Source organism: Pseudomonas sp. 5.2, from assembly GCF_059025405.1.
Map to the genome: position 1 here is coordinate 43,585 of NZ_JBYBHH010000008.1, position 26,916 is coordinate 70,500.

The 26,916-nt window shown below is 65.3% G+C and carries 20 protein-coding genes; 15 read left to right on the plus strand and 5 right to left on the minus strand.

Annotated features, from left to right (window positions below; all coding sequences use genetic code 11):
- Positions 1 to 229: 229 nt before the first annotated feature.
- Positions 230 to 1,162 (minus strand): LysR substrate-binding domain-containing protein, encoded by a 933-nt coding sequence (locus AC5PZ0_RS14085; RefSeq protein ID WP_274887414.1) that lies wholly within the window; start codon positions 1,160 to 1,162, stop codon positions 230 to 232.
- 133 nt (positions 1,163 to 1,295) lie between these two features.
- Here AC5PZ0_RS14085 and AC5PZ0_RS14090 point away from each other — a divergent pair, with 133 nt between their 5' ends.
- Entirely contained in the window at positions 1,296 to 2,594 is a 1,299-nt protein-coding gene (locus AC5PZ0_RS14090; protein ID WP_493855272.1) for an NAD(P)/FAD-dependent oxidoreductase, read from the plus strand.
- A gap of 43 nt (positions 2,595 to 2,637) precedes the next feature.
- Positions 2,638 to 3,726, plus strand: coding sequence for a polyamine ABC transporter substrate-binding protein (locus AC5PZ0_RS14095; protein ID WP_099430069.1), 1,089 nt, complete (start codon positions 2,638 to 2,640; stop codon positions 3,724 to 3,726).
- A 20-nt stretch (positions 3,727 to 3,746) separates the two neighbouring features.
- On the opposite strand, the gene AC5PZ0_RS14100 is transcribed toward AC5PZ0_RS14095, so the two are convergent.
- From AC5PZ0_RS14100 to AC5PZ0_RS14110, 3 genes are all read right to left on the minus strand, one after another.
- A complete protein-coding gene (locus AC5PZ0_RS14100; RefSeq protein WP_027596684.1) occupies positions 3,747 to 4,112 on the minus strand; it encodes an avidin-fold protein in 366 nt (121 codons plus the stop codon).
- Between the two features lie 328 nt (positions 4,113 to 4,440).
- Positions 4,441 to 7,530 (minus strand): MexW/MexI family multidrug efflux RND transporter permease subunit, encoded by a 3,090-nt coding sequence (locus tag AC5PZ0_RS14105; protein ID WP_493855217.1) that lies wholly within the window; start codon positions 7,528 to 7,530, stop codon positions 4,441 to 4,443.
- Positions 7,527 to 8,624, minus strand: a complete 1,098-nt coding sequence (locus tag AC5PZ0_RS14110; RefSeq protein WP_493855218.1) for an efflux RND transporter periplasmic adaptor subunit — start codon at positions 8,622 to 8,624, stop codon at positions 7,527 to 7,529. Before AC5PZ0_RS14110 ends, AC5PZ0_RS14105 begins: the two co-directional genes overlap by 4 nt.
- Positions 8,625 to 8,738: 114 nt before the next feature.
- On the opposite strand from AC5PZ0_RS14110, the gene soxR reads away from it, so the two are divergent.
- The 4 genes from soxR (at position 8,739) to AC5PZ0_RS14130 (ending at position 12,459) form a co-directional block, all read left to right on the plus strand.
- Positions 8,739 to 9,185, plus strand: coding sequence for a redox-sensitive transcriptional activator SoxR (gene soxR / locus AC5PZ0_RS14115; RefSeq protein ID WP_099430951.1), 447 nt, complete (start codon positions 8,739 to 8,741; stop codon positions 9,183 to 9,185).
- A 163-nt stretch (positions 9,186 to 9,348) separates the two neighbouring features.
- On the plus strand, positions 9,349 to 10,119 hold the full coding sequence (locus AC5PZ0_RS14120) for an aldolase (RefSeq protein ID WP_189662755.1): 771 nt from the start codon (positions 9,349 to 9,351) through the stop codon (positions 10,117 to 10,119).
- Between the two features lie 44 nt (positions 10,120 to 10,163).
- Positions 10,164 to 11,057, plus strand: coding sequence for a dihydrodipicolinate synthase family protein (locus tag AC5PZ0_RS14125; protein WP_493855219.1), 894 nt, complete (start codon positions 10,164 to 10,166; stop codon positions 11,055 to 11,057).
- Positions 11,058 to 11,244: 187 nt separating this feature from the next.
- Positions 11,245 to 12,459 (plus strand): benzoate/H(+) symporter BenE family transporter, encoded by a 1,215-nt coding sequence (locus AC5PZ0_RS14130; RefSeq protein WP_493855220.1) that lies wholly within the window; start codon positions 11,245 to 11,247, stop codon positions 12,457 to 12,459.
- Here AC5PZ0_RS14130 and AC5PZ0_RS14135 read toward each other — a convergent pair whose 3' ends face one another.
- Positions 12,460 to 13,776: a T6SS phospholipase effector Tle1-like catalytic domain-containing protein gene (locus AC5PZ0_RS14135; protein WP_493855221.1), complete on the minus strand. Its 1,317-nt coding sequence runs from the start codon at positions 13,774 to 13,776 to the stop codon at positions 12,460 to 12,462.
- 229 nt (positions 13,777 to 14,005) lie between these two features.
- Here AC5PZ0_RS14135 and AC5PZ0_RS14140 point away from each other — a divergent pair, with 229 nt between their 5' ends.
- The 9 genes from AC5PZ0_RS14140 (at position 14,006) to AC5PZ0_RS14180 (ending at position 26,731) form a co-directional block, all read left to right on the plus strand.
- Positions 14,006 to 14,965, plus strand: a complete 960-nt coding sequence (locus tag AC5PZ0_RS14140; RefSeq protein ID WP_027596692.1) for an AAA family ATPase — start codon at positions 14,006 to 14,008, stop codon at positions 14,963 to 14,965.
- 4 nt (positions 14,966 to 14,969) lie between these two features.
- Positions 14,970 to 15,914 (plus strand): DUF58 domain-containing protein, encoded by a 945-nt coding sequence (locus tag AC5PZ0_RS14145; RefSeq protein WP_027596693.1) that lies wholly within the window; start codon positions 14,970 to 14,972, stop codon positions 15,912 to 15,914.
- The gene (locus AC5PZ0_RS14150) at positions 15,911 to 16,405 is read left to right on the plus strand and encodes a DUF4381 domain-containing protein (protein ID WP_027596694.1); all 495 of its coding nucleotides are present in this window, start codon (positions 15,911 to 15,913) and stop codon (positions 16,403 to 16,405) included. Before AC5PZ0_RS14145 ends, AC5PZ0_RS14150 begins: the two co-directional genes overlap by 4 nt.
- Positions 16,398 to 17,474, plus strand: coding sequence for a vWA domain-containing protein (locus tag AC5PZ0_RS14155; RefSeq protein ID WP_027596695.1), 1,077 nt, complete (start codon positions 16,398 to 16,400; stop codon positions 17,472 to 17,474). The genes AC5PZ0_RS14150 and AC5PZ0_RS14155 overlap by 8 nt, the downstream gene beginning before the upstream one ends.
- On the plus strand, positions 17,471 to 19,189 hold the full coding sequence (locus tag AC5PZ0_RS14160; protein WP_493855222.1) for a vWA domain-containing protein: 1,719 nt from the start codon (positions 17,471 to 17,473) through the stop codon (positions 19,187 to 19,189). The genes AC5PZ0_RS14155 and AC5PZ0_RS14160 overlap by 4 nt, the downstream gene beginning before the upstream one ends.
- Positions 19,186 to 20,820, plus strand: a complete 1,635-nt coding sequence (locus tag AC5PZ0_RS14165) for a BatD family protein (protein WP_493855223.1) — start codon at positions 19,186 to 19,188, stop codon at positions 20,818 to 20,820. Before AC5PZ0_RS14160 ends, AC5PZ0_RS14165 begins: the two co-directional genes overlap by 4 nt.
- 441 nt (positions 20,821 to 21,261) lie before the next feature.
- A complete protein-coding gene (locus AC5PZ0_RS14170; RefSeq protein WP_027596698.1) occupies positions 21,262 to 22,500 on the plus strand; it encodes an exonuclease SbcCD subunit D C-terminal domain-containing protein in 1,239 nt (412 codons plus the stop codon).
- Positions 22,497 to 26,141, plus strand: coding sequence for an AAA family ATPase (locus AC5PZ0_RS14175; RefSeq protein WP_493855224.1), 3,645 nt, complete (start codon positions 22,497 to 22,499; stop codon positions 26,139 to 26,141). Before AC5PZ0_RS14170 ends, AC5PZ0_RS14175 begins: the two co-directional genes overlap by 4 nt.
- Positions 26,138 to 26,731: a glutathione S-transferase gene (locus tag AC5PZ0_RS14180; RefSeq protein WP_099430076.1), complete on the plus strand. Its 594-nt coding sequence runs from the start codon at positions 26,138 to 26,140 to the stop codon at positions 26,729 to 26,731. Before AC5PZ0_RS14175 ends, AC5PZ0_RS14180 begins: the two co-directional genes overlap by 4 nt.
- Positions 26,732 to 26,916: the final 185 nt, after the last annotated feature.

Consider the following 26,916-nt stretch of genomic DNA (forward strand, 5'->3'; position numbering starts at 1 on the left):
GATGCAGCGGCTCCCCCGAATCGACAACACACAATATTGCGTAAAATCATACGCAAATCAACACACACAATCGCCATCCTGATGCGTGGTATGTGCTGTGCGACACGACGCGGAAAGCGCGAGACTAAATTCCCAACGTGCAGCGTGCAACGGGATAAAGGGAATCGGAGTATGTTTCGGAAATGACCTACATAGCCTGACTATGGGTGCATGCAGAGCCATAAAGCTTTCACCCCTGACGATCCTGCAATCCGTAATTAGCTCGTCGTGTACGCTCCAACTGCGCCTCAAACCACTGCAACACCGCCGTGCAAGCCGGGTGCGCCGCCCCGCTATCGCGCAACCACAGTGCATACACGCCGCCAGTCTTCAGCGGCTCGCCAAACGGCACGATCAAATCCCCCCGGGCCAGTGCGTCGTGCGCCAGCACCTGGTCCGTCATGGCCACGCCCAAGCCGCGGGCAGCGGCATCCAACGCCAGGTCGTCAAGGTTGAACATCAGGTGTTTGTAACTGCGCTCGGGGCGATCCTGATGCGCTTGCAACCACAGGTTCCACTCGTGGCGCGCGGTCGAGCCATGGATCAAGGCATGATCACCCAGCGTTTCCAGCGAGCGTGGCGGTAACTGTCCGTCGCTCAGGCGCGGCGCGCAGACCGGGACCAGGTACTCATCGAACAACACCGTCAGCGGCCGATCATCAAGGCCATCGCGCAAATACAGTACATAGGCATCGCAATCGCCGCTGGTTTCCACCACCTCCCCGCTAACCGTTTCGATGGACAGGCACAACGCCGGGTTCAGCGCATAAAAGCTGCTCAACCTCGGCAGCAACCAGCGCACCGCCAGTGACACGAAGATGCGAATGCGAAACGGCCGGTCCACGGGCGCTGGCGAAAGCCGCTGCGCCAGGGCGCGCAGATCGTTCAGCGTTTCGCACGCCACCGCATAGACATCACGGCCGTGCTCCGTCAGCGCCACCTTGCGGCTGGTGCGGTCGAACAGCGCCACCCCGTAATGCTCCTCCAACTGCTGAACCTGGCGGCTGATCGCGCTCTGGGTCAGGTGCAACTGCCGGGCAGCCTCGGTAAAGCTGCTGCTGTCCGCCACGTGAATGAGCGCCTGAAGGGCATGAAGCGAGGGCACACGAAAGATTTTATCCATGCGTTTCAAGAATAGCTGAATGAAATATTAGCGTTAGAAACACGGCCACAGCCCTCGTAAATTAAGCCTTGAACGCGCACTGACAACGAAAATCGATAACCCGTGCGCATTGATTGTGGAGAAGCTGATGGCAATCGACAACCGCTGTGGATGGATCGCGCTGGCGGGCGAGTCTGCCCCGCACCCGCGCCTCGAAGGCCAGCACACCTGCGACTGGCTGATCATCGGCGGTGGCATCACCGGCCTCTCGGCTGCTCACACACTGGCGGCACGCTTCCCAGGGCAGCGTATCGTCCTGCTTGACCGGCAGCGGGTAGCCCAGGGGGCTTCGGCACGCAACTCGGGCTTTACCGTCAGCCATGAACTGCCCTCACCCAACGAACTGCTCGGCAACCCTGGGTTTGCAGGTTTTGAAGTGGCGTCGCGCATTGGCGTGGCCGCTGCTCGGGAAGTGCGCCAGCGCATTGGCGAGCTGGGCATCGCCTGCGAGTACGACGACGGTGGCTATCACTTCGCCGTGCATCAGCCCGCGCACCTGCAGCAGGCCGAGGCCGTGATGCACACACTCGAGGCCGTAGGCGCCCATGCACGCTACCTGGAAGGCCAAGCGCTGCAGCAGCGCCTTGGCAGCGGCTTCTATACCCGCGCCATCCATTGCGCTGGGGGCAACGCCTTGCTGCAACCGGCGAAGTATGTACGGGGCCTTGCAGACAGCCTGCCCAGGGCGGTGGAGGTGTACGAGCACAGTGCGGTACTGAGCCTGCGCCGTGCCGGGCGTGGCTGGCAAGCCAAAACCGAAACCGGCGTGATCAATGCGCCTCAGGTGCTGGCCTGCGTCGGCGCATTCTTGCCCAGAGTAGGCGTGCACCACAGCGGCACCTTCCCGCTGGAACTGAGCGCCAGCATCACCCGCCCACTGACCGAGGCGCGTTGGCAAAGCCAGTTCGGCGACCACACCTGGGGCGTGCTGTCGACCTTGCCGGGCGGCGCTACCCTGCGCCTGCTGCCAGGCCGACGGCTGCTGATTCGCAACACGGTGGAATACCGCCAGCGCGACCTCAATGGCGCGCAGTTGCAGGCCCGCCGACAGCAGCATCTGCAAGGCCTGGAAAAGCGCTTCCCCGGGCTGTCCGCCAAGGACCTCGAATTCACCTGGACCGGCCACCTGAGCGGCACCCGTTCTGGCGAGCCGTGCTTCGCGCGGATCGACGAAGGGCTGCATGCCGTGGCCGGCTGCAACGGCTCGGGGGTCGCCCGCGGCACCTTGTGGGGCAGGCTGCTGGTCGACATGGCCAGCGCATCGTCGTCAACGCTGCTCAGCGACGTGCTGGGCCAGGCCCAACCCGGTTACCTGCCGCCACGCCCGTTCTTCGATATCGGCGCGTCCCTGCGCATGGCCTGGGAAGTACGCCGCGCGCGGCTAGAACGTTGACCGCCATGAGCACTTGCGCACACTTACAACAACAGAGGGCAAGATGATGAAACGTACCTGCATGGCCGTGCTGTCCGCGGCGCTGTTCAGCCTGACGGCACAGGCCGCCGAATCGGTGAACATCGCCAACTGGAGCGGCTACATTGCCGATGACACCTTGGCAGAGTTCGCCCGCCGCACAGGCATCCAGCCCACCTACGACCTTATCGACAGCAACGAGACGACCGAGGCCAAGCTGATGACCGGCGGCAGCGGCTATGACCTGGTCAGCCCGTCCAACCATTTTCTGCCCAGGCTGATCAAGGCCGGTGCCATCCAGGAACTCGATCGCAGCAAGCTGCCCAACTGGCACAACCTTGACCCCAAGCTGATGCAGTTGCTGGAAACCAGCGACCCCGGCAACCGCCATGCCATCCCCTACATGTGGGTGACCACGGGTATCGGCTACAACGTCGACAAGATCAAGGCCATCTTCGGCACTGCCGATGTCACTCAGTCCTGGCAGATGCTGTTCAACCCGGACAACATCCGTAAGCTGAGCGCCTGTGGCGTGGCGTTCCTCGACAACCCGACGCAGGTGTTGCCGATCACCCTCAAGGTGCTGGGGCTCGACCCCCACAGCCAGCGCCCTGAAGACCTGAAAAAAGCCGAGGCGGCGCTGATGGCGATCCGCCCTTCCATCAGCTACTTCCACCAATCCAAGTACGTCAGCGACCTGGCCAACGGCAACATCTGCGTTGCGATCGGTTTCAGCGGCGATGTGCTGCAAGCGATGAACAGCGCGCAACAGGCGAACAACGGCGTGCACCTGGGCTACAGCATTCCCCGTGAAGGCTCGACGGTGGCGGTGGACATGGTGGTGATTCCCAAAGCTGCGCCACACTTGGACGCGGCCTATGCCTACCTGAACTACCTGCTCGACCCCCAGGTCATGGCGCATATCAGCAACGCGGTGAAGTACCCGAATGGCAATGCGGCGTCATTACCCTATGTAGACGCGGCGCTGCGTGACAACCCGGCGGTGTACCCACCCCAGGCCGTGCTGGATACGCTGTTCCCAATCCAGACCCTGTCACCGGCAGGCATGCGCTTGAGCACCCGGCTGTGGACCCGGGTGATCAGCGGCAAGTGAGTGCTGCGGGGGGGCTGCTGCTACTCGACGAGCTCGACGTAACGGGATTCGCCACCCCCCGTCGCCCCCGACAACCAGCCCCAAACGAAGTGCAGCGTGGTGCGACCGGCTTGATCGAGCCCCACCGTACCGCGCGACCAGCCGGCCAGCATTTCACCTTCGGTGGTCAAACACTGAAAAAGAAGCTCAATCGTGTCGGGGCCGGTAACACGGCCTACCTGATTGCCAATCCGGATCCTGCCGCCCTGATAGTGGCTGGTTATGGCGCTTCCATCGACAACGTAATGAAAGACCGTGCCAGCACCGGAGAGCCCTTGTGCATTGTTCGCTACCGCGAATCGGCGATTGTGCAGGCGCTCGGCGACGGGTGAAAAAGCAGTGTCCATCAGTGTCGTGTCCTTCCAGTGAGAGTCCATTTTGGCCTACGCGCACCTTAAACCAGAACGCGCCTTAGCGGGCATCTGCGCGACTGTTCCTCTGGGCTGGGCTGTCACGCAGAGAACAAACATCGCAAGCGAGCCCACAATCCTGTGGGAGCCGGCTTGCCGGCGATGCAGGCGCCGCGGTGTAGGGCACCGGCTTTGCCGGTGATCGCCGGCAAGCCAGCTCCCACAGGTCTCTACTAAATCAATTAGTTATGTGTTGGATGAGAGCGGGATTGCCCCGCAAGCACCGGCGAAGCCGGTGCCATGCAATGCGGCGCCGGATGATCACTCAAGGCACACTCACCCCAACGCTCCGCTCGGCGTCTGCCAGTTGCTGTTTACGCAGGGTGGTCAGCCGGTGATCACGCGCCAGCCAGGTGTAGATCGCCGGCAGCACGAACAAGGTGAACAGCGTGCCGATCAACATGCCGCAGACGATCACCACACCCAACCCAAAGCGGCTGTTGGCCCCTGCGCCACTGGCAAATAACAGCGGTATCACACCGAAGGTCATCGCCGCCGTGGTCATCAACACCGGGCGCAGGCGAATTTGCGCGGCGCGCATAATGGCCGCCGCACGGTCAAGGTTGTCGCGCACCTGAATCTCGTTGGCGAACTCCACCATCAGGATGCCGTGCTTGCTGATCAGCCCGATCAGCGTGACCAAGCCAATCTGCGTGTAGATGTTCAACGTAGCCCAGCCCAGCGCCAGCGGCAGCAACGCGCCGCAGATCGACAACGGTACGGTCACCAAGATGATCAGCGGGTCCACCAGGCTTTCATACTGCGCGGCCAGCACCAGGTAGATCACCACCAAGGCAGCAAGAAAGGCCCACATCAGGGCAAAGCCTTCCTGCACATACTGGCGAGACTCCGATTGCCAATCATGGCTGAAACCGGGCGGCAGCTCGGCGGCAAGCTGCTGCAGAAATGCCACTGCCTTGCCCATCGAGACACCGGGCGCGGGGATGGCCTGCAGGGTGCTTGCGTTCTGCTGGTCGAATTGCAAAAGGCGGTTAGGCGCGACCTGCAGGTCCAGGCGCACCACCGTGGACAACGGCACCAAGCTGCCATCTTCGGCCCGCACGTACTGGCGGTTCAGGGCCGACGGGGTCAGGCGCTGGTCCTGGATGCTTTGCGGGATCACGTCATAGGCGCGGCCGAACAGGGCAAAGCGGTTCAGGTACTGCTCGCCCACCAGCACGCCCAGCGACTCGCCGATGTCCTGCATGCTGATCCCCAGGCTGGCGGCCTTGGCGCGGTCGATGCTGACCTTGACCACCGGGTTGTTGTAGTCCAGGTCGCTGTCCACCACGCTGAACAAACCGCTCTCGCGGGCGCGCTGCTTGAGCACTTCCATGGTCTGGTACAGCACCGGGTAATCCTGGGCACTGCGCAGCACCATCTGTACCGGCAAGCCACCACTGGAACCTGGCAACGACGCCACCTGGAAGGCGAAAATGCTGCTGCCCTCGATGTCCGCGACCGCCTGTTGCAGCTGCGCTTGGACCTGCGCGGCAGAGCGCTCGCGCTGCTGCCATGCACTGAGGTTGATGCCAGCGAAGCTGGCCGCGGTCCCGTCGGTGCCGTTGATGATCCAGGTGTCGGTGGTTTCGGGAATCGATTTCATCACCTGGTCGAGTTTGCTGGCAAAGCGCTCGACGTAGTCCAGGCTCGCCTGTTGCGGCGACTTGATTGCCGTCAGCACGGCCGCCTGATCCTCCGGCGGTGCGAGCTCGCGCTGCGGCAACAGGTACAGCCAAGGCAGGCTCAGGCAAACCAGCAGGGCCACACCAGCACTGAGCCAGCGCCGCGCCAAGGTAAACGCCAAGGCCTGGGCATAGGCCGCTGTGAGCGCAGCGAACACCCTTTCGGCGAAATGGGCCATGGCCCCATCCTGCTGGCCGGGTTTGAGCAGCAACGAACTCATCACCGGCGACAAGGTCAGTGCAACGACACCCGAAACGATCACCGCCCCCGCCAAGGTCAAGGCAAATTCACGGAACAACGTGCCGGTCAGCCCACCCATCAAGCCGATGGGCGCGTACACGGCGGCCAGGGTCAGGGTCATGGCGATCACCGGCCCGGCGATTTCGCGTGCGCCGGCCAACGCCGCCGCCACCGGTGTTTGCCCTTCTTCGATGTGACGGTGCACGTTCTCCACCACCACGATGGCATCGTCCACCACCAGGCCGATGGCCAGCACCATCGCCAGCAAGGTCAACAGGTTGAGGCTGAAGCCGAACGCCAGCATCAACCCCGCTGCACCCAGCATCGATAACGGAATGGCCACCACCGCGATCGTCACGCTGCGCAGTGACCCCAGGCACAGCCAGATCACCAGCACGACGATCAGCATCGCTTCCACCAGCGTGCGCAACACTTCTTCGATCGAAGCCTCGATGAAACGCGCAGTCTCATAGGCCAGCGCCACCTTCACGCCGGGCGGGAGCGTTTGCTGGATCTGCGGCAACAATTCGCGAATGCCGTCGACGATGACCAGTGGGTTACCCGATGGCGTGGGGAACAACCCCAAGTGCACAGCGGGTTTGCCATCCAGGGTGGCACTGGTGCGGGTGGCCGCCGCGCTCAGTTCGACAGTGCCCACATCACGCAGGCGCACAAGGTCGGTGCCGTCGTTGCGGATGATCAGGTCACGGAAGTCCTCGACGCGGGTCAGGTCGGTGTCGACCTGGATATCGGCCAGCACGAACTGCCCGCGCACCTGCCCTGGGGTGGCCTGGTAATTATTGGCCCGCACCGCTTGTGCGACGTCGGCAGCCGTCACCCCGCGCCCGGCCATCTGCTCGCTGTCGAGCCACAGGCGCATGGCCAGGCTCTGCCCGCCGAACGTCTGCACCTTGGCCACGCCGTCGATCCCCGAAAGCAGCGGCTCAACCACCCGCGACAGGTAGTCACTAAGTTCTGGGATGGACAGGGTCTGGCTGGAGAAGCCGACATACGCCACCGCCGTGGAGTCACCTGCAGACAGCTCCACCACCGGGTCGTAGGCTTTCTCGGGCAAGCGGTAGCGCACCTGGTTGACCTTGGCCATGGTCTCGGCCAGCGCCTGGGTCGAGTCTCGGTTGAGCAGCATGCGCAGGGTAATCAGGCTGCGCCCCTGCAACGATGATGACGACATGAAGTCAACGCCCTCAACCGAAGAAACCGCCTGGCTGATCGGCTGGGTCACAAAGCCTTGCATGAGTTCGGCGGAGGCGCCGGGGTAGTCGGTACTGATGGTGATCGTCGCGCTCTCCAGCAAGGGGTACTGGCGCACCGGCAACTTGCCCAGGGCGAACAGCCCCATCAGCACGATCAGGCTGCTGACCACCAGCGCCAGCACGGGGCGACGCACGAAGGTATCGGTGAATTTCACGGTTGCTGCCCCCCGGCCACGTCCAGCAGGCTGTCTTCTGCGACCTGCTCGACCTGCATGCCATCACTCAATTTCAGCTGGCCGGAAACCACCACCCTGTCGCCCGGCGCGAGGCCCGAGGTGACTTCCACACGCCCCTGCCAGCGCTCACCGGTCGTTACCGGTACCCGGTTGACGCTGATGACGCCCTGCTGATCCTGCCTGGCAATGAACACCGTCTGCCCGTAGGCGGTGTAGGTGATCGCCGTTTCCGGCACGGCCAGCACCCTCGACGGCTGCGCGGCAGGCAGACGGACCCCGGCATACATGCCCGGCTGCAGCTGCCCATCCAGGTTCGGCAGGGCAGCCTGCACCTGGACCAGGCGTGACTTGCTGACCAGCGGGTCGACCGCCACTACCCGTGCCTGAAACGCCCGCCCGCGCACAGCATCGACGGTCAGTTCCAGTAGCTGCCCGACAGTCACATCGGGGGCCGCCTGTTCGCTGAGGGAAAAATTGACGTGCAACTGGCGTGTATCCGTCAGGCTGGCAATCGCCTCGCCAGCGCCCAGGTACTGGCCCTGGTGAACACGGCGGATACCCACATTGCCTGCAAACGGCGCGCGTATGGCTTTTTGCGCGATCAGCGCTTCGACATGCTGCAGCTCACCCGCGGCCACATCCACCGCTGTGCTCGCGTTATCCAGCAGCTCTTGCGAAACGGCATTCAGCGCGCGCAACTTACTGGCCCGCTGCGCCGCAACCTGGGCATTGCGCAGCTTCGCCCGCAGTTGCACGCGCTGGGCCTGTTCGGGCGCATCGTTGAGCTGTACCAGCAACTGCCCGGCACGCACGGCCTGCCCCGACGCGAAGGCGATGTGGGTGATGCGCCCTGCCACCTCGGCCGCGACCTGCACCTGATTGACCGCCTCCAGCTCCCCCGATGCAAAACGTTGCCGCGCCAGGTCGACCGGCTCGGCAGTGGCCAGCGCAACTTTGGTGACCGGCCACGCCGCGGCCTGTTGGGCCGCTACCCTACTGCCCGTCAATGCGTAGGCGCCGACCAAGGCACCGACAGCGGCGACAGTCATGGCCAGTAACATCCTTTTGTTCATGCCTTGCTCCGATCAGCGGGGTGGTTGCAGGAAAGATCGGGCAGGACTATAAGAGCTCAACTTAACTTGAGGTCAACAGGTGTGACAGCCAAATCATCCACCCACAGCACGCGGCTGCTGACTGTCGGCGAAGTCGCCAAGCGCAGTGGCGTTGCGGTATCCGCCCTGCACTTCTACGAATCCAAGGGGCTGATCGCCGGCACGCGCACCGCCGGCAACCAGCGGCGTTACCCCGCGCTGGTGTTGCGCACCATTGCCATCATCAAGGTGGCCCAGCGCACGGGTATCCCCCTCGAGGTCATCAAGCGTGCCCTTGGCCGCTACCCGCCGAACAGCAAACTCACGGCAGCGCAGTGGGGTGAGATGTCATCGGCCTGGCGAGAAGACCTGAACGCACGCATCCGCACCTTGGAAGCGTTGCGCGACAGCCTGGACAACTGCATTGGCTGCGGCTGCCTGTCGCTGGAAGACTGCCCGCTGCGCAACCCCGAGGATGTGCTGGGCAAGGACGGTGCAGGGGCGAGGATTCTGGAAAAAGAGGCCACCGCCAAGCACGTTTAAGTGATACCTGCGCAGGTCGTCATGGGGTGAGCCATGGCGCGATGACACTTCGCTTGCATATGACACAAAGTGTCATTAAGATCGACGTGTGTCCTCAAGCCAGCCACGGCAACCAGGACGTCATCGCCCTTATCCCGTGCAGGTACCCACTGTGACCACGACCATGCAGACCCCCAAGGACCAGCTCGTCAAACGTGCCCAGCAGCAAATGCTGACTGCGCTGGCCGACAACACCTACACCCCGCGCCAGAAGCTCGCACTGACCTGCCGGATTCTGTTCGACGGCGGCCACGATTCGGGCCTGGCCGGGCAGATCACCGCACGCGCTGCAGAACCTGGCACCTATTACACGCAACAGCTTGGCCTGGGCTTCGACGAGATCTCGGCTTCCAACCTGCTGGTCGTGGACGAAGACCTGACGGTGCTGCAAGGCCAGGGCATGGCCAACCCCGCCAACCGCTTCCACAGCTGGCTGTACCGCGCACGCCCTGACGTCAACTGCATCATCCATACCCACCCGCTGCACAGCGCAGCCTTGTCGATGCTCGAAGTGCCGCTGGCCATCTCGCACATGGACCTCTGCCCGCTGTTCGACGATTGCGCCTTCCTCAAGGAATGGCCAGGCGTGCCGGTGGGCAACGAAGAAGGCGAGATCATCGCCAGTGCCATCGGCGACAAGCGGGCGATTCTGCTTTCCCACCATGGCCTGCTGATCGCCGGTCGCTCGATCGAAGAAGCCTGCGTGCTCGCCCTGCTGTTCGAACGTGCGGCGAGGATGCAGTTGCTGGCCATGGGCGCCGGTGAAATCCGCCCCATCCCCGAAGCACTTGGCAAAGAAGCCCATGACTGGATTTCCACGCCAAAACGCCATGGCGCCGCGTTCAGCTATTACGCGCGCCGGGCCTTGCGTGCCCATGGCGAATGCCTGGGCTGATTGCAGCTGTCCCCCTTCCTGAACAACGGCAAAGGTGCCTGGTCATGTCTACATCTGTAATTCGCGGCGTCATCGGCTACACCATCACTCCCTTCGCGGCAGACGGCTCGGTCGATCTAGCCGCCCTGGGCACATCCATCGACAGCCTGATCCAGGCCGGCGTGCACGCCATCGCCCCGCTGGGCAGCACGGGCGAAGGTGCCTACCTGTCCGAGGCCGAGTGGGAAGCGGTGGTGCGCTACAGCCTCGAAAAAATCGCTGGCCGCGTGCCCAGCGTGGTCAGCGTCTCTGACCTGACTACCGCACGTACCGTGCAGCGCGCCCGCCTGGCCCAGGCGTGCGGGGCCACGGCGGTGATGGTGTTGCCCATCTCCTACTGGAAGCTGACCGAGGCTGAGGTGGTCGACCACTACAAGGCGGTCGGCGCGGCAATCGACATCCCGATCATGCTGTACAACAACCCGGGCACCAGCGGCACCGACCTGTCGGTGGAGCTGATCCTGCGCATCCTCGGCGAGGTGGCCAATGTGACCATGGTCAAGGAAAGCACCGGCGACATTCAGCGCATGCACCGCCTGTACACCGCGACCGATGGCAAGGTGGCGTTCTACAACGGCTGCAACCCGCTCACCCTGGAAGCCCTGGTTGCCGGCGCCGCCGGCTGGTGCACCGCAGCGCCGAACCTGATCCCCGCACTGAACCTGGCTTTGTGGGACGCCGTGCAGAAGGGCGAGCTGGCTGAAGCACGGGCACTGTTCTACCAACAGTACGCGTTGCTGGCGTACATCACCCAGCGCGGCCTGCCCACCACCATCAAGGCCGGGCTGAAAATGCTTGGCCTGGACGTGGGGGCGCCGCGCCTGCCGCTGCAACCCCTGGACGCTGAAGGCAGTGCCTACCTGAAAGGCTTGCTGGACGCTTCAGCTGCCCGCACCTAGCAGCACCGTGTAGGAGCAGCCTTGCGCTGCGAAGAGGGCCGTAATAGCTGCGACTATTCACGGTGTTGTCACCGGCCTCTTCGCAGCACAAGGCTGCTCCTACACGGCGTGCGCCACGCTGGCGATCATCGTTCTGCGCGAACACGCGCAGAGGGACCCCTCAATCACATAAGCACGGAGGCCACTTGTGACAACGCCTGCTCAACACCCATCGGCATCGCTTGGGCTGACCGACATCCTGCACCCCGCCATCGCCGGGTTGGTTTCGGTCATCGTCAACTACGGCGGCACGTTCATCCTGGTGTTCCAGGCAGCCAAGGTCGCCGGGCTAAGCCCGGAGCTGACCTCTTCATGGGTCTGGGCGGTGTCGATCGGGGTAGGTATCACCGGGCTTGTCTTGTCCTGGTACAGCCGTGAACCCTTGATAACGGCCTGGTCCACCCCGGCTGCCGCGTTTCTGGTCACGGCACTGGCCAGCGTGCCCTATGCCGAGGCCATTGGCGCGTACCTGCTGTCCGCTGCCGGCTTCGTAGTGCTGGGCCTGACCGGGTACTTCGAAAGGCTGGTCCGGATCATCCCTGGCGGGGTCGCGGCAGGGCTGCTGGCCGGCATTCTTTTACAGTTCGGCATCGGCGCGTTTGCCGGCCTGTCGGTCGACCCGGTGCTGGCCGGGTTGCTCATCGTGGCGTACGCGGTGTTCAAACGCTTTACTGCCCGTTACGCAGTCGTAGGCATCCTCGTCCTTGGCCTTGCTTACCTGCTGATCCAGGGGCAGGCCGGCCTTTCGCAACTGACGCTGGAAATCGCGACACCGGTGTTCACTGCCCCGGCCTTTACCCTCAATGCGGCCCTCAGCGTCGCGCTGCCGTTGTTCCTGATCACCCTGACCGGGCAATACATGCCCGGCATGCTGGTGCTGCGCAACGACGGCTTCAAGACCAGCGCCAACCCGATTGTCGCAGTCACCGGCCTGGGCTCCTTGCTCATGGCGCCGTTCGGCTCGCACGCGTTCAACCTCGCGGCCATCACCGCCGCCATCTGCACCGGCAAGGAAGCCCATGAAGACCCGGCCAAACGCTGGATCGCGGGGATCGCCGCAGGGGTCTGCTACATCCTTGTGGGGGTATTCGGCGTCACGCTTGCCAGCGTGTTCATGGCACTCCCTGCCACCTTCATCACCACCCTCGCCGGCCTTGCGCTGCTGGGTACCATTGGCACCAGCCTGGCCAGTGCAATGGCCGACGCGAAGTCACGCGAAGCCGCGCTGATCACCTTTCTTGCAGCCGCTGCCAACATCACCCTGTTGGGTATCGGCGGGGCCTTCTGGGGCTTGATCATCGGCCTGCTGGCCTACGCGGTACTGAACGGGCGCGCCCCTGGGTTCAAACGTACTCAGCCGTAATCACACCATCGGGTCTGCATGCTCCACCCGCCCCGCTTCGCCAGGTCGATTGACGAACAGCACGTCCAGCGTGCTGTTGCGCAGGCCCTTCACGGGGTTCCAGTGCGCCGAGGTGTGGATGTACTTGTCGCGCAGCAGGCGCTGCTCGTCCTCGGTCAGGCCGGCGTCGGGGCGGGTACCCAAGGCAAAGCCATGCAGCTTGCGGCTGATGTCCAGCAAGTCATCGGGCAGCCGATGGGCTTCATCGCCGCCCAACTCGGCAAACGGCACCCCACCACGCACTGCCAACTCACGCATGATGCTCAGGTACACCCGGGAAAGATGGCCGGCCACGCCCCTCTCCCGATAAACCGCCGCATACACCTGCTTTTGCGCCTCGTCCGGCTTGCCGCCGGCAATCGGCCGCTCCCAGGTCAGCACCCGCGGCCGTGGTTCGCCCAACTCAGCAAACGCCGACGTCAGCAAGGCGCTGGCCGCCGAGTAGGCACGGGTGCATTCGGCTTTTGTGCGCACAGGCACCCGCTGCGACTGCGGTTTGCACAGCAGCACCTGCTCCTGCATGCACGGCAGGTAGCCCCCGCCAATGTTCGAGTGCACGCCCGGCACGACAATGTCACCCTCGCTGCGCACCAGCGGGAAGTTATGCCGGCGCTCGTCACCGGCCACCAATTGCACCACGTGCCGCGCAATGCCCTTGCCCAGGCCCAGGCGCAAGCCGCCGTGGCGAGCGTCAGCGGGGTCGAAGTCCCCCTGCAACGGCGCGACGATGGCCGCCACGGTGTCGAACAGGCCAATGAAGTTGATGCACACAGCACACGAGGTGCCCAACAGGTTGCTCGCATCATCACACAGCACATTGGCCAGGTGCCTGGCGGCAGCGGCGCCACGGCTGAACCCGAACAGGTCGAGCTCGACCCGCGCAAGCCGCGACTGCGGATACGCCGAGCACCAGCCCCGCAACTGGTCGGCAATCATTGTCACGGCCTCGGCGACGCGCGCCTCGACGCCGGTACGCCCACGCCCGGTGGCCGAGGCAAAACTGGAGTCCGCCGCCCCCGCAGTGGTGCCGATGCCCTCGACATACAGCTTGAGAAAGGCCATCGCTCCCGGCGCAGGGCTGCCGGGGGCTGGGTACAGCGCATGCAGCAAGGCCACATTGCTCCAGGCATTGCCATAGCTGGTACCTGCCAGCGGCCCAGCAGCCTGGCCCGCCGCCGTGGCATTGCCCAGGTTGTTGCCGGTGCCATCAAAGAACACGCCAACGCGCAAAGTCGTTGGCGCAGGGGTATCGAAGGTACTGCGGTGGGTTTGCATCATCCTGCGTCCTGCTTGCTCAAAGAGCATCAGCAAGCGCCAGGGCACAGCGGCCGACTATCAGCCGACGCCGAAGATTGCGCAGGACTTGTCGACAAGCCCACGCCCGACGGCCTGGATAAATTTGCCAGCCGCCATTGGTCGCCACCCCCCCGGATAGATTAAAGTATCACCCCTTGCCGAGGCAGCTGTTCCCAGCGCGCCTGCGGCCCAATACCAGGAACCGTCGCCGATGGAACACCGTGAAGCGCTGATCGCGCTGCGCACCTTTCTTTCCACCCAGATCCTAGGCCAGGAAAAGCTGGTCGAGCGGCTGTTGATCGTGCTTTTGGCCGACGGCCATATGCTGGTCGAAGGTGCCCCCGGGCTGGCAAAGACCAAAGCCATCAAAGAACTCGCCGAAGGCATCGAGGCGCAGTTCCATCGCATCCAGTTCACCCCCGACCTGCTGCCGGCCGACATTACCGGCACCGAAATCTACCGCCCGGAAACCGGCAGCTTCGTCTTCCAGCAGGGGCCGATCTTCCATAACCTGGTCCTGGCCGACGAAATCAACCGCGCCCCGGCCAAGGTCCAGTCGGCGCTGCTCGAAGCCATGGCCGAGCGCCAGGTCAGCGTGGGCCGCAGCACGTACGACCTGTCACCGCTGTTCCTGGTCATGGCCACCCAGAACCCCATCGAGCAGGAGGGTACCTACCCGCTGCCCGAAGCCCAGCTCGACCGCTTCCTGATGCACGTAAAAATCGGCTTCCCCGACGCTGCGGTGGAACGGCGCATCCTGCTGCAGGCCCGCGGCGAGGCACTGGGCGGCGAGACCAAGCCCGAGCGCCGGGTCAGCCAGCAGGCCATTTTTGCCGCGCGCAAGGAAATCCTCGGCCTGTACATGGCCGATGCCGTGGAGGAATACCTGGTGCAACTGGTCATGGCCACGCGCACGCCGGCCAAGTTCGACGCCGAACTGGCCGACTGGATCGCCTACGGCGCCAGCCCGCGCGGCTCGATCTCGCTGGACCGCTGCGCGCGTGCGCACGCCTGGCTGGCCGGGCGCGACTTCGTCAGCCCCGAGGACATCCAGGCGGTGCTGTTCGATGTGCTGCGCCACCGCATCATCCTGTCGTTCGAGGCCGAGGCTGCGGGGATCGACCAGGACCGCGTGGTCCAGCGCATCCTCGACGTCGTCGCCGTTGCCTGACCCCATGCCCACCGCGCAGCTGGCCGAACCCGGCATCCGCATCGGCCTTGCCGAGCTGATCGACATGCGCCACCGCGTGCGCGAAATCCAGCTGTTTTCCCGGCCCGGCCAGCGCAGCCCGCTGGTGGGCCTGCACCACTCCAAGCTACGCGGGCGCGGCGTGGACTTCGACCAAGTGCGCGTGTACCAGGCTGGCGACGATGTGCGCAACATCGACTGGCGGGTCACTGCCCGCACCCAGGAGCCGCACACCAAGCTGTTCCATGAAGAACGCGAGCGGCCGATCTTTATCCTGGTCGAACAGAGCCAGCGGCTGTTCTTCGGCTCGGGGCTGATGTTCAAGTCGGTGCTGGCGGCCCAGGCTGCGGCCCTGTTCGGCTGGGCGGCACTGGGCCACAACGACCGCATCGGCGGGCTGGTGTTTGGCGACAACGAACACCACGAAATCAAACCCCGGCGCAGCAAGCAAAGCCTGCTGCAGCTGCTTAACCGCATGGCCAAGGTCAACCAGGCGCTGCACACCGAAGCCACGCCCCAGGCCGACAGCCTGGGCCTGGCCTTGCGCCGGGCGCGTGAAGTGCTGCGCCCTGGCAGCCTGGCGATCGTCATCTGCGACGAGCGCTCGCTGACCGACCAGGTCGAACAGCACCTGGCCATGCTCTCGCGCCACTGCGACCTGCTGCTGCTGCCGGTCTCCGACCCGCTCGATCATGCCCTGCCCGCAGCCGGCCTGCTGCGCTTCGCCCAGCGCAGCGCGCAACTGGAGCTCGACACCCTCGACGCCAGCTTGCGCCAGGCTTACCGCCAGCAGGCCGAGTCACGTATCGCCCGCTGGGAACTGATGGCACAGAAGCTGCGCGTAGTGCTGATGCCGCTGAGTACGCAAAGCGAGATGATCGAGCAACTGCGCGAATACCTGAACGCCCAGCGCCCGGGGAGCAGCAAATGACCCCGCTGGACCAGTTGCAACCGCTGATTGCCCCGCCGGCAGTCGGCCTGTGGCCACCGGCACCGGGTTGGTGGGTATTGCTGGCCTTGCTGCCGCTGCTTGCCTGGGGCCTGTGGCGCGTACGCCATTGGCGCCCGCGCAAACGCCGCATCGTGCGCGCCGAGCAACCGCTCGACCCGGTACGCGTGGCCGCCCTGGCCGAACTTGCCCAGCTGCCACGCCCGTATGACGGCGCCCCGGCCGGCGCCTGGCTGCAACAGATCAATGCCCTGCTCAAGCGCCTGTGCCGCAGCCACTACCCGGGCGCCAACAGCCATACCCTCAACGGCCGCCAGTGGCTGGCGTTTCTCGACAACCGCTGCCCGGCCGCCGGCCTCACGCGTTGGATGGTGCTGGTCGAAGGCGCCTACAAGCCTGAGTGCAAACTCGACGACAAAGCCATCGTCGGGCTTAGCCAGGCCGTCGAAACCTGGATCCGCAAGCATGTTTGAACTGGCCTGGCCGTGGATGTTCGCCCTGCTGCCGCTGCCGTGGCTGGCTCGCCTGGTGTTGCCAGCCGCCGACAGTGGCGAGCCGGTGCTCAAAGTGGGCTTCCTGAACGAGCTGGAAGGCCTGGCCGGGCGCCGGGCACGGCTCAACCTGCCCACCTGGCGCCAGCAAGCGCCCTTTGTCATCATCTGGCTGTTGCTGCTGTTGGCCGCGGCCCGCCCGCAATGGCTCGGCGACCCGGTACCGGTGGCCGCCAGCGGCCGCGACCTGCTGGTCGCGGTGGACGTGTCCGGCTCCATGGACTTCCCCGACATGCAGTGGAAGAACGACGAAATCAGCCGCCTCGACCTGGTCAAGGCGCTGCTTGGCGACTTTCTGCAGGACCGCGAAGGCGACCGGGTTGGGCTGATCCTGTTTGGCAGCCAGGCCTACCTGCAGGCGCCGCTGACCTTCGACCGGCGTACCGTGCGCACCTTCCTTGACGAAGCGCAGATCGGCATCGCCGGCAAGAACACCGCCATCGGCGATGCCATCGGCCTTGCGGTCAAACGCTTGCGCCAGCGCCCGGCACAAAGCCGCGTGCTGGTGCTGGTCACCGACGGCGCCAACAACGGCGGGCAGATCCACCCACTGACCGCCGCCCGCCTGGCCGCCCAGGAAGGCGTGCGCATCTATACCATCGGCATCGGCGCCAACCCCGAGGCCAGCGGCACGCCCGGCCTGCTGGGCCTCAACCCGAGCCTGGACCTGGACGAAGCCTCGCTCAAGGAAATTGCCGAGCTGACCCACGGCGCCTACTTCCGCGCCCACGACGGCGCCGAACTGAACGCCATCGGCGACGCCCTCGACCAGTTGGAGCCAGTGGCTCAGCAGCCAACCCAGGCGCGCACCGCCAAGGCCTTGTACGCCTGGCCATTGGCCCTGGCACTGTTGCTCAGCGTGCTGCTGGTGGTGGCCGTGCAGTGGCCAGACAACCGCTTGCAGCGCCTGCTGCGCAAACCGCGCTTTCTGCAGCCGCACCCAGAATGGCGCCAGCGCCTCAAACGCCTGCGCCTGAGGAAACGGCGATGATCGACCTGTGGCCACAATGGTTGCGCCCGCTCTGGCTGTTGGTAGTGCCGCTGCTCGGCTGGTTGCTGTTCAAGCTGTGGCACCGACGCAAACGCGCCGGGCGTTGGCAGATGATCCTGCCGCCCGCGTTCCACGCCGTGCTGCTCGGGGGCGGCAGCGGCAGCACTAGCAAACTGCCTTGGGTGGCGCTGGGCCTGGCGTGGACGCTGGTGGTGCTGGCCCTGCTCGGGCCCAGCTGGCAGCGCGTGGAAGAGAGCCGGCAGCGCCCTGCCGACCCGCTGGTCATCCTGCTCGAACTGACCCCACAGATGCTCGCCGAGGACAGCCCGCCCAACCGGCTGGAGCAGGCCCGGCGCAAGGTCCTCGACCTGCTCGAACGCCGCCACGACAGCCAGACCGCGCTGATCGTCTACGCAGGGTCCGCCCACACCCTGGTGCCACTGTCCGATGACCTGGGCACCACCCGCAACCTGCTGGAGGCGATCGACCCTTCGATCATGCCCAAACCCGGCCAGCGCGCCGACCTGGCCGTGCAAAAAGGCCTGGCCCTGCTGGCCCAGAGCGGCCTGGGGCAAGGGCGCCTGCTGCTGATCGGCTCCTCGCTCAGCGCAGCGGAGCGCGAGGGCATCACGCAGGCCCTCGGCCGCCAGGGCCCGAGCCTGCTGATGCTGGGCATCGGCAGCCGAGACGGGGCACCGGTGCGACAAGCCAATGGCGAATTCCTTAAAGACGACCAAGGCGGAATTCTGCTGCCGCGCCTGGACAGCGCCAGCCTCAAGGCATTTGTCAGCGGCACCGGCGGGCGCTACCGCAATGCCCGGGTCGACGACCTCGACCTGCGCGGCCTGGGCCTGTTCGACACCCCGCGCACCGCACGCAGCGACGGCCAGACCCTGCAATTGGACAGCTGGGCAGACCAGGGTTACTGGCTGCTGATTCCGCTGTTACTGCTGGCGGCCTGCGCCGGTCGTCGCGGCTGGCTGTTCTGCCTGCCCCTGTTACTGGCCTTGCCGCAGCCAAGCCAGGCCTTCGAGTTCAACGACCTGTGGCTGCGCCCCGACCAGCAGGGCCAGCGCATGCTCGAACAGAACCGCCCGGCCAGCGCCGCACGGCATTTCCAAAATCCACAGTGGCGCGGCATGGCGTTGTACCAGGCTGGCGATTACGCCGGAGCCGCCCAGGCATTCTCCCAAGGCAACACGGCAGCGGACCACTACAATCGAGGCAATGCCCTGGCCCGCAGTGGCGAGCTGGAAGCCGCCTTGGATGCCTACGAGCAGGCCCTGGAGCGCCAACCCGACCTGCAACCGGCACTGGACAACCAGGCACTGGTCCAGCAACTGCTGCAACAGCGCGAGGCCAAGGCCGAAGAACAACCCGCCAGCAACGAGGCCCAAGGCACACCCGGCAGCGAAACCGAAGGCAACAGCAGTTCGGCCAGCAGCCCGGCCCAGGGCACCCCTGGCAATGACGAACCCGCCAACGCCGAAGAACCCGGCGAAGGCAGCACCAACAGCCAGGCCACACCCGGCAACCAGGGGGGCGCCGACGACAGCGTCACCGTGCCACCCCAGCGCCCGGTGTCGACCAACCTCGACGCCGAACAGCGTCAGGCCCTTGAACAATGGCTGCGGGAGATCCCCGACAACCCGGCGGAGCTGCTGCGGCGCAAATTCTGGTATGAACAGCAATTGCATCAGGACAATTCACGATGAGTCGCTTCGGCGTCTTTCTGCTCGGTGTCTCATGGGCCTTCATGGCCCAGGCCGAGCCCATGCTGCAAGCCAGCGTCGACCGTACCCGCCTGGAGGCCGGCGAAAGCCTGGAACTGACCCTCGAAAGCCAGGACGTGACCCAGTTCGGCAAACCCGACCTGCGTGCCCTTGAAGGCGACTTCGAAGTGCGTGGCACACGCCAGCTGAACAGCCTGCACACCCTCGATGGCGAGACCCGCGCCAGCACCCGCTGGATCATCACCCTGCTGCCACGGCGCAGCGGCAGCCTGCGCATCCCGGAGCTGCAACTGGGCCAGTCGCGCAGCCAGGCCATCGACCTGCAAGTGCTGCAAGCCGATGCCAGCCGCCAGGAAAGCGCCTCCCAGGTGTTCATCGAGGCGACCCTGGACAGCAACGAGGTCTATGTTCAGGCCCAAGCCGTGCTGACCTTGCGCATCTACCATTCGGTGGCGCTGTATGACGACAGCAGCCTCAGCCCACTGCAGCTGGAAAACGCCAAGGTCGAGCCACTGGGCGAGTCGCGCACCTACGAGAAAGAAATCAACGGCGTGCGCCACGGGGTGATCGAAACCCGCTATGCCGTCTACCCGCAGCAAAGTGGCAGCCTCGAAGTGCCGGCGCTGACCTTCACCGCCACCGCGGCTGCCAGCGCCGACAACGAACAATCCGCCACGGCCGCCCCGCGTGCCGGCCGCCAGATCCAGGTCAGCTCGCTGCCCCTGCGCCTGGACGTGCGCCCGATTCCAGCAGCCTGGCCAGCCGGTGCGCCCTGGCTGCCGGCACGCAGCCTCACCCTTGAAGAACACTGGAACCCCGACCCGGGCAGCCAGCAGACGCAGATCGGTGATTCGCTCACCCGCAACATCACCTTGCGCGCCGACGGCTTGTCCAGCACCCAGCTGCCACCGCTGCCGGCCACCGAAATCACGGGCCTGCGCCGCTACCCCGACCAGCCGCTGCTGCGCAACGAAATCAACGAGCGCGGCATGACCGCCAACCGCGAAGAGCGCGAAGCGCTGGTGCCGACCCACAGCGGCGAACTGGCCTTGCCAGCGCTGGAGGTGGCCTGGTGGAACACCCGCGAAGACCACCTGGAGCACACCAGCCTGCCGGCGCGCACCCTGAACGTGCAGGACAACCCGGCCCTGAGCGCCGACACGCCGGTCGGCGACACCCGTGCGGGCAATAGCCTGTTGTGGCCATGGCAGTTGGCCACGCTGGTGTTTGCCCTGACCACATTGCTGGGCTTCGCCTTGTGGTGGCGTGCCCGTTCACAACCCGCGGTACTGCGCGCCGCGCAACAAGGCCCAAGCCCCCGCACGCTGTTGGACGACCTCAAGCGCGCCTGCCAGGCCAACGACCCCCAGACCACACGCCAAGCGCTGGACGCCTGGGCGCGGCAGCAGCCGGAGACCCTGGCGGAGATGGCTGCGCGGTTCGTGCCGTTGTCCGATGCGCTGGATGGGTTGAACGGGGCGTTGTACAGCGAGAGCGGGCAGTATTGGCAGGGTGAGGATTTGTGGCGCGCGATCGGGACGATTCCGCCGGCTGAGCAGGTGTTGCTGCCGTCGGGGGAGACCGGGAGCTTGCCGCCGTTGTATCCGAAATGAGGGGTGGGGGTGAGGTTGGGGTGCATGACATGGGTATTTTTAGCGCCTATCAGATCGAGCGCCGCCCGCGCGGCGCTTCGCAGCACAAGGCTGCTCCCACATCTGTTTCGGGCCAATTAATCCTGTGGCATGGGCGCGCGGCCCCGTGGTGCTCACGTTGATATCGAGACGGACAAACAAGGCGGTCGCGCGCAGATTTCCCAGGCCTCACTGGCCCGAAACAGATGTGGGAGCAGCCTTGTGCTGCGAAGCGCCGCGCGGGCGGCGCTCGATCTCATAGGCACTGCAAAACTCAAGACATGCGCCCCCACACGCAATCCGCCAACATCCCCCCAGCCATGCCCCCTCCCCCCACCATTGAGTTACCATACCCCCCCTGCGCAACGCCCATCATCCAAGCCAAGCCCCCCGCTTGCTCGACTCGACACCAACAGGTCATCCATGCGTCTGTTTCATACCTCCGACTGGCACCTGGGCCAAAGCCTGCACGGCCAGGAACGCGACTTCGAACACGCCTGCTTCCTCGACTGGCTGCTCGGCCAACTGCACCTGCGCCAGCCGGATGCGCTGCTGATCGCTGGCGACATCTTCGACACGGTCAACCCACCGGTCAAAGCCCAGGAGCGCCTCTACGACTTCATCGTCCAGGCCCATGAGCAACAGCCCAAGCTGGACATCGTGATGATCGCCGGCAACCACGACTCCGGCTCACGCATCGAACTGCCCGCTGCGCTCATGCGCCGCTTGCGCACCCACGCCTTGGGCCGTGTGCACTGGCTCGATGAAGGCCAGCTGGATGCCGAGCGCCTGCTGATCCCGCTGACCAACGCCCGCGGCAAGGTCAGCGCCTGGTGCCTGGCCCTGCCCTTCCTGCGCCCGGCAGAAGTGACCGGCCCGCAGTTGGGTGACGATTACCTGCACGGCATCACCCAGGTGCACCAGCAACTGATTGCCGCTGCCCAGCAAAAGCGCAAGAAGGACCAGGCGCTGGTCGCCATCAGCCATGCCCACATGGCCGGGGGTGCGGTGTCCGAGGACTCTGAGCGCAGCCTGATCATCGGCAACGCAGAGGCCCTGCCGGCCAAGCTGTTCGACAAGGCCATCAGCTATGTCGCCCTGGGCCACCTGCACAAGCCGCAGAAGGTCAACCGCGAAGCGCGCATTCGCTACAGCGGCTCGCCGATCCCGCTGTCGTTTGCCGAAATCAACTACCCGCACCAGGTGCTGGAGGTGGAGCTGGACGGCGCCGAGCTGGTCAGCGTCGAGCCGCGCCTGGTGCCCCGCGCCGTGGCCCTGCAACGCATTGGCCCGGCGCCGCTCGGCGAGTTGCTGGTACAGCTGGCTGAGCTGCCGGTGATCGACTTGCTCGAAGACCCCAATCGTCAGCCCTGGCTCGAAGTGCGTGTGGTGCTGGACGAACCGCAACCCGACCTGCGTCAGCAAGTCGAGGGGGCGCTGCAAGGCAAGGCCGTGCGGCTGATCCGCATCAGCGCCGAATACGCCGGGCGCACGAGTGCCGAGGACGACGACCTGGCCTTCGTCGAACTGTCCCAGATGACCCCGCAGGATCTGTTCAGCCGCGCCTGGGAACAGGCCTACGGCAACCCCGCCGATGAGCAGGCCCTGGCCGATTTCGCCCTGCTCTTGCAGGACGTCCAGTTGGAAGAGGAACAGCCATGAAGATTCTCGCCATCCGCCTGAAGAACCTGGCATCCCTGGCCGGCCCAATCGACATCGACTTCACCGCCGAGCCGCTGGCCAGCGCCGGCCTGTTCGCCATCACCGGGCCAACCGGCGCCGGCAAGAGCACGCTGCTCGATGCCCTGTGCCTGGCCCTGTTCGGCACCGTGCCGCGGCTCAACGACATCGGCCGCGAAGCCAAGGTACCGGACGCCGACGGCGAGATCCCGACCTCGGACCCGCGCAACCTGGTGCGCCGCGGCACGGGCAGCGGTTTTGCCGAAGTCGACTTCGTCGGCATCGATGGCCGTCGCTACCGCGCCCGCTGGGAGGCCAACCGCGCCCGCGACAAGGCCAATGGCAAGCTGCAACACAGCCGCCAGAGCTTCTATGACCTGGACAGCGAGCAGGTGCTGGCCAGCGGCAAGAACGAATACAAGCAACTGGTCGAAGCACGCCTGGGCCTGAACTTCGAGCAGTTCACCCGCGCAGTGATGCTGGCCCAGAGCGAGTTCGGTGCGTTCCTCAAGGCCGACGACAAGGAACGCAGCGAGCTGCTGGAAAAGCTCACCAACACGGCGATCTACACCCGCCTTGGCCAACGCGCATTCAGCAAGGCCCGCGAGGCCGGTGAAACGCACAACGCCCTGAAAGACCGTGCCAGCCACCTGCTGCCGCTGCTGGCCGAAGCCCGCGCCGAGCTCGACCAACGCCTGGAGCAGGCGCAGCAGCAATTCAAGGCCGACCAGGCGCGTGAGCGCCAGTTGGAGCAACAGCGTGGCTGGCTCAATGAGCAGCGCCTGCTGCAGGTACAGCAGGCCGAAGCCCATGCAACCCTGCAGGCCGCCGAACAGGCCTGGCAGCAGCTGGCCGAACAGCGCCTGGACCTGCAACGCCTGGAGCGCCTGGCGCCACAGCGCCACCAGTTCCACCGGCAGCAGGCCTTGGCCGCGCAACGCGCGCCACTGGCCAGCGAGCTCGACGCACAACAGCGCCAGCAAAGCGACCTGCACAACCGCACCGGCGAACTGGAGCAGGCCCTCGAATCAGCCCGCCAGGCGCTGAGCCAGGCCCAGGCCAGCCAAGGCGAAAACGCCCCGCGCTTGCGCCAGGCGTTCGCCGAGCAAGACACCCTCACCCGCCTGGAACAGGAACTGGGCAAGGCGCGCGAAACCGGCCAGCAGGCCGACCTGGCCGCAGCCGAGCTGCAGCAACAATTGCAGCAACTGACCGAGCACCAGCAGCGCGGCCAGCAGCAACTGGCCCACATTGAAGCAGCCCTGGCTGAGAGTGCGCCCCTGGCCGCCCTGACCAACGCCTGGCAGGCCTATCGCCCGCAGCTGCAACAGTTGCTGCAAATCGGCAACCGCCTGAACCAGGGCCGCGAAGAACTGCCCGGCCTGCAGGCCCAGGCCAGCCAGGCCAATGCGCAACTGCAGGAACAGCGCGACGCCCTCGACGTGTTGTTCCGCGAAGCCGCAGCAGAGCCTCAGGCCCTGGCCGAGCAGCTCGACCTGCTGGGTGGCATGCTGCAAGAAAACCGCAAGCAACAACGCGCCGTGGAAGAACTGTCGCGCCTGCACGCCCGCGAGCAGGAGCTGCAGCAGGGTATTCAGTCGCTGCGCGAACGCCAGCAACAGGCCCTGCAGCAACGCCAGCAACTGATTGGCGAAGGCACTGCCGCCAAGGCCGAGCTGGAAGCCGCCGAGCAGGCGCTGGCACTGACCCGGCAACTGCTGGAACGCCAGCGCCTGGCACGCAACACCAGCGTCGAAGAACTGCGTGCGCAGTTGCACGATGGCGAACCGTGCCCGGTTTGCGGCAGCGCCGAACACCCCTTCCACCAGCCTGAAGCGCTGCTGCAGAGCCTTGGCCGGCATGACCAGGCCGAAGAAGCCACGGCCCTGGCTCAGGTTGAGCAATTCAATACCCGCCTGATCGAACTGCGCACCCAAGTGGGTGTGGTCAACGGCCAGATCAAGGAATACCAGCACCAACAGGCGCAACTGAACGAGCAATTGCAGCCATTGGCCGGCCAACTCGCCGCCCATGCCTTGTGGCCCGCCCTCAGCGCCCATGAAGGCAAGGCCCGCAGTGGTTGGCTGGACAGCCAGTTGCAGCGCCTCGACCAAGAGATCGCCCGGGACGAAAAACGCCAGGCCACCCTGCTGACCCTGCAACGCGATGCCGCCCGCCTGAACCAGCAGTTGCAGGCTGCCAGCGAAGCCCAACAGCAGGCCCAGCGCCGCCTGGACCAACAGCATCAAGCCCTGGCCGCCGACCAGGAACGCCTCGAACAGGCCCTGGCTGATTTCGCCACCCTGCTGCCAGCGCCTGTGTTGCAGGCACTGCACGACGAGCCAGCGCACGCCTTCCTCAGCCTTGACCAGCAGATCGCCCAGCGCCAGCAACAGCTGGACCAGCAAAAGGACGAACTGCAGGAACAACAGCAACGCCAGCAACAGCTGGAGCGCCTGCTCGATCAGCAACACACCCGCGTGCAGCGCCAGCAAGACCTGCAGCAGCAGATCAACGGGCTGGCCGAGCAGATGGAAAAAGCCCGCGCCGCATTGGCCGAGTTGCTCGGTGATCACCCGCGCGCCGAAGACTGGCAGCGCCATCTGGAACAGCAGGTGGAGCAGGCCCGCACAAGCGAGGCCGAAACGGCCGAGCGCCTGCAACACGCCCGCACCCAAGCCCTGCAACTGGCCGGCGAACTCAAGGCCAACATCGCCCGCCAACAGGCGCTCGAACAGGAGCACCAGCAGTTGCAGGGGGAAATCGCCCAATGGCGCGCCGAACACCCCGAGCTGGACGACAGTGGCCTGGACCGCTTGCTGGCCATGGACGACGCGCAAATGGCTGAACTGCGCCAGCACCTGCAGGCGGCGGAAAAGGCTATCGAACAAGGCCGCGTACTGTTGCAGGAGCGTGAACAGCGGCTGCAGCAACATGCCGCGCAAGCCAGTGTCGAAGCCACGGCCGAAGACCTGGAGCAGTCGTTGCTCGAGCTACGCGAAGTGCTGGCCAACCATGAACAGCAGTGCGCCGAGCTGCGCGCCGCCCAAGCCGAAGACCAGCGCCGTCAACAGGCGTACCAGGCCCTGGCCACGGAAATCGAGCACGCCCATCAGCAGTGGCAGCGCTGGGCGCGGCTCAATGCGCTGATCGGCTCGGCCTCTGGCGATGTGTTCCGCAAGATCGCCCAGGGTTACAACCTCGACCTGCTGCTGCACCATGCCAACAGCCAATTGCGCCAGCTGGCGCGTCGTTACCGCCTGAAACGTGGCGGCAGCGCCCTCGGCCTGCTGGTGCTGGACACCGAGATGGGCGACGAGCTGCGCTCGGTGCATTCGCTGTCGGGCGGTGAAACCTTCTTGGTCTCGCTGGCCCTGGCCCTTGGCCTGGCGTCGATGGCGTCGAGCACCTTGCGCATCGAATCATTGTTCATCGACGAAGGCTTCGGCAGCCTCGACCCAGAGTCGCTGCAACTGGCCATGGATGCCCTCGACGGCCTGCAGGCGCAAGGCCGCAAGGTGGCGGTGATCTCCCACGTGCAGGAGATGCATGAGCGGATCCCGGTGCAGATCCAGGTACGCCGCCAGGGCAACGGCCTGAGTGACGTCGAGGTGTGCGGGTGATCCTCTACTCGTTCCGCCGCTGCCCTTGGGCCATGCGCGCGCGCCTGGCCTTGCGCTACGCCGGGTGCGAGGTGCAGATTGAAGAAGTGGCGATGAAGCACAAGCCCGCCGCGCTGCTGGCCTTGTCGCCCAAGGGCACGGTGCCGGTGCTGGACACCGGGGCAGGTGTGCTGGAAGAAAGCCTGGACATCATGCGCTGGGCACTGCAACGCAACGACCCGCAGGACTGGCAGCTACTGGCTGACCCTGCGGCGGCGCAACAGGCTGAGGCGCTGATCGCCCGAAACGACAGCACGTTCAAGGCGCAGGTGAACCTGTACAAGTACGCCGAGCGCTACCCCGAACATAGCCGCGAGCACTACCGCCAGCAGGCCGAAGCCTGGTTGGTGGAGCTCGAGGCTTTGCTCGAAGGGCGTGCGTACCTGCTGGCCGATCACCCGAGCCTTGCCGATGCCGCCTTGCTGCCCCTGATGCGCCAGTTTGCCGGGGTCGAACCGCAGTGGTTCGCCGAGGCGGCTTATCCGCGGGTGCGGAGCTGGCTGGAGGGCTGGCTGGGGTCGGATCTGTTCAAGGCAGTGATGGCGCGATAGCTGGCAGTGTCCGGCGGGCATGCTTGAGTAGTTTTGAGGTCGAGCGCCGCCCGCGCGGCGCTTCGCAGCACAAGGCTGCTCCTACAGGGCGGTCGCGCGCCGCCTTCACAGGCGTGACTGGCCCGAAACAAATGTAGGAGCAGCCTTGTGCTGCGAAGCGCCGCGCGGGCGGCGCTCGATCTCAA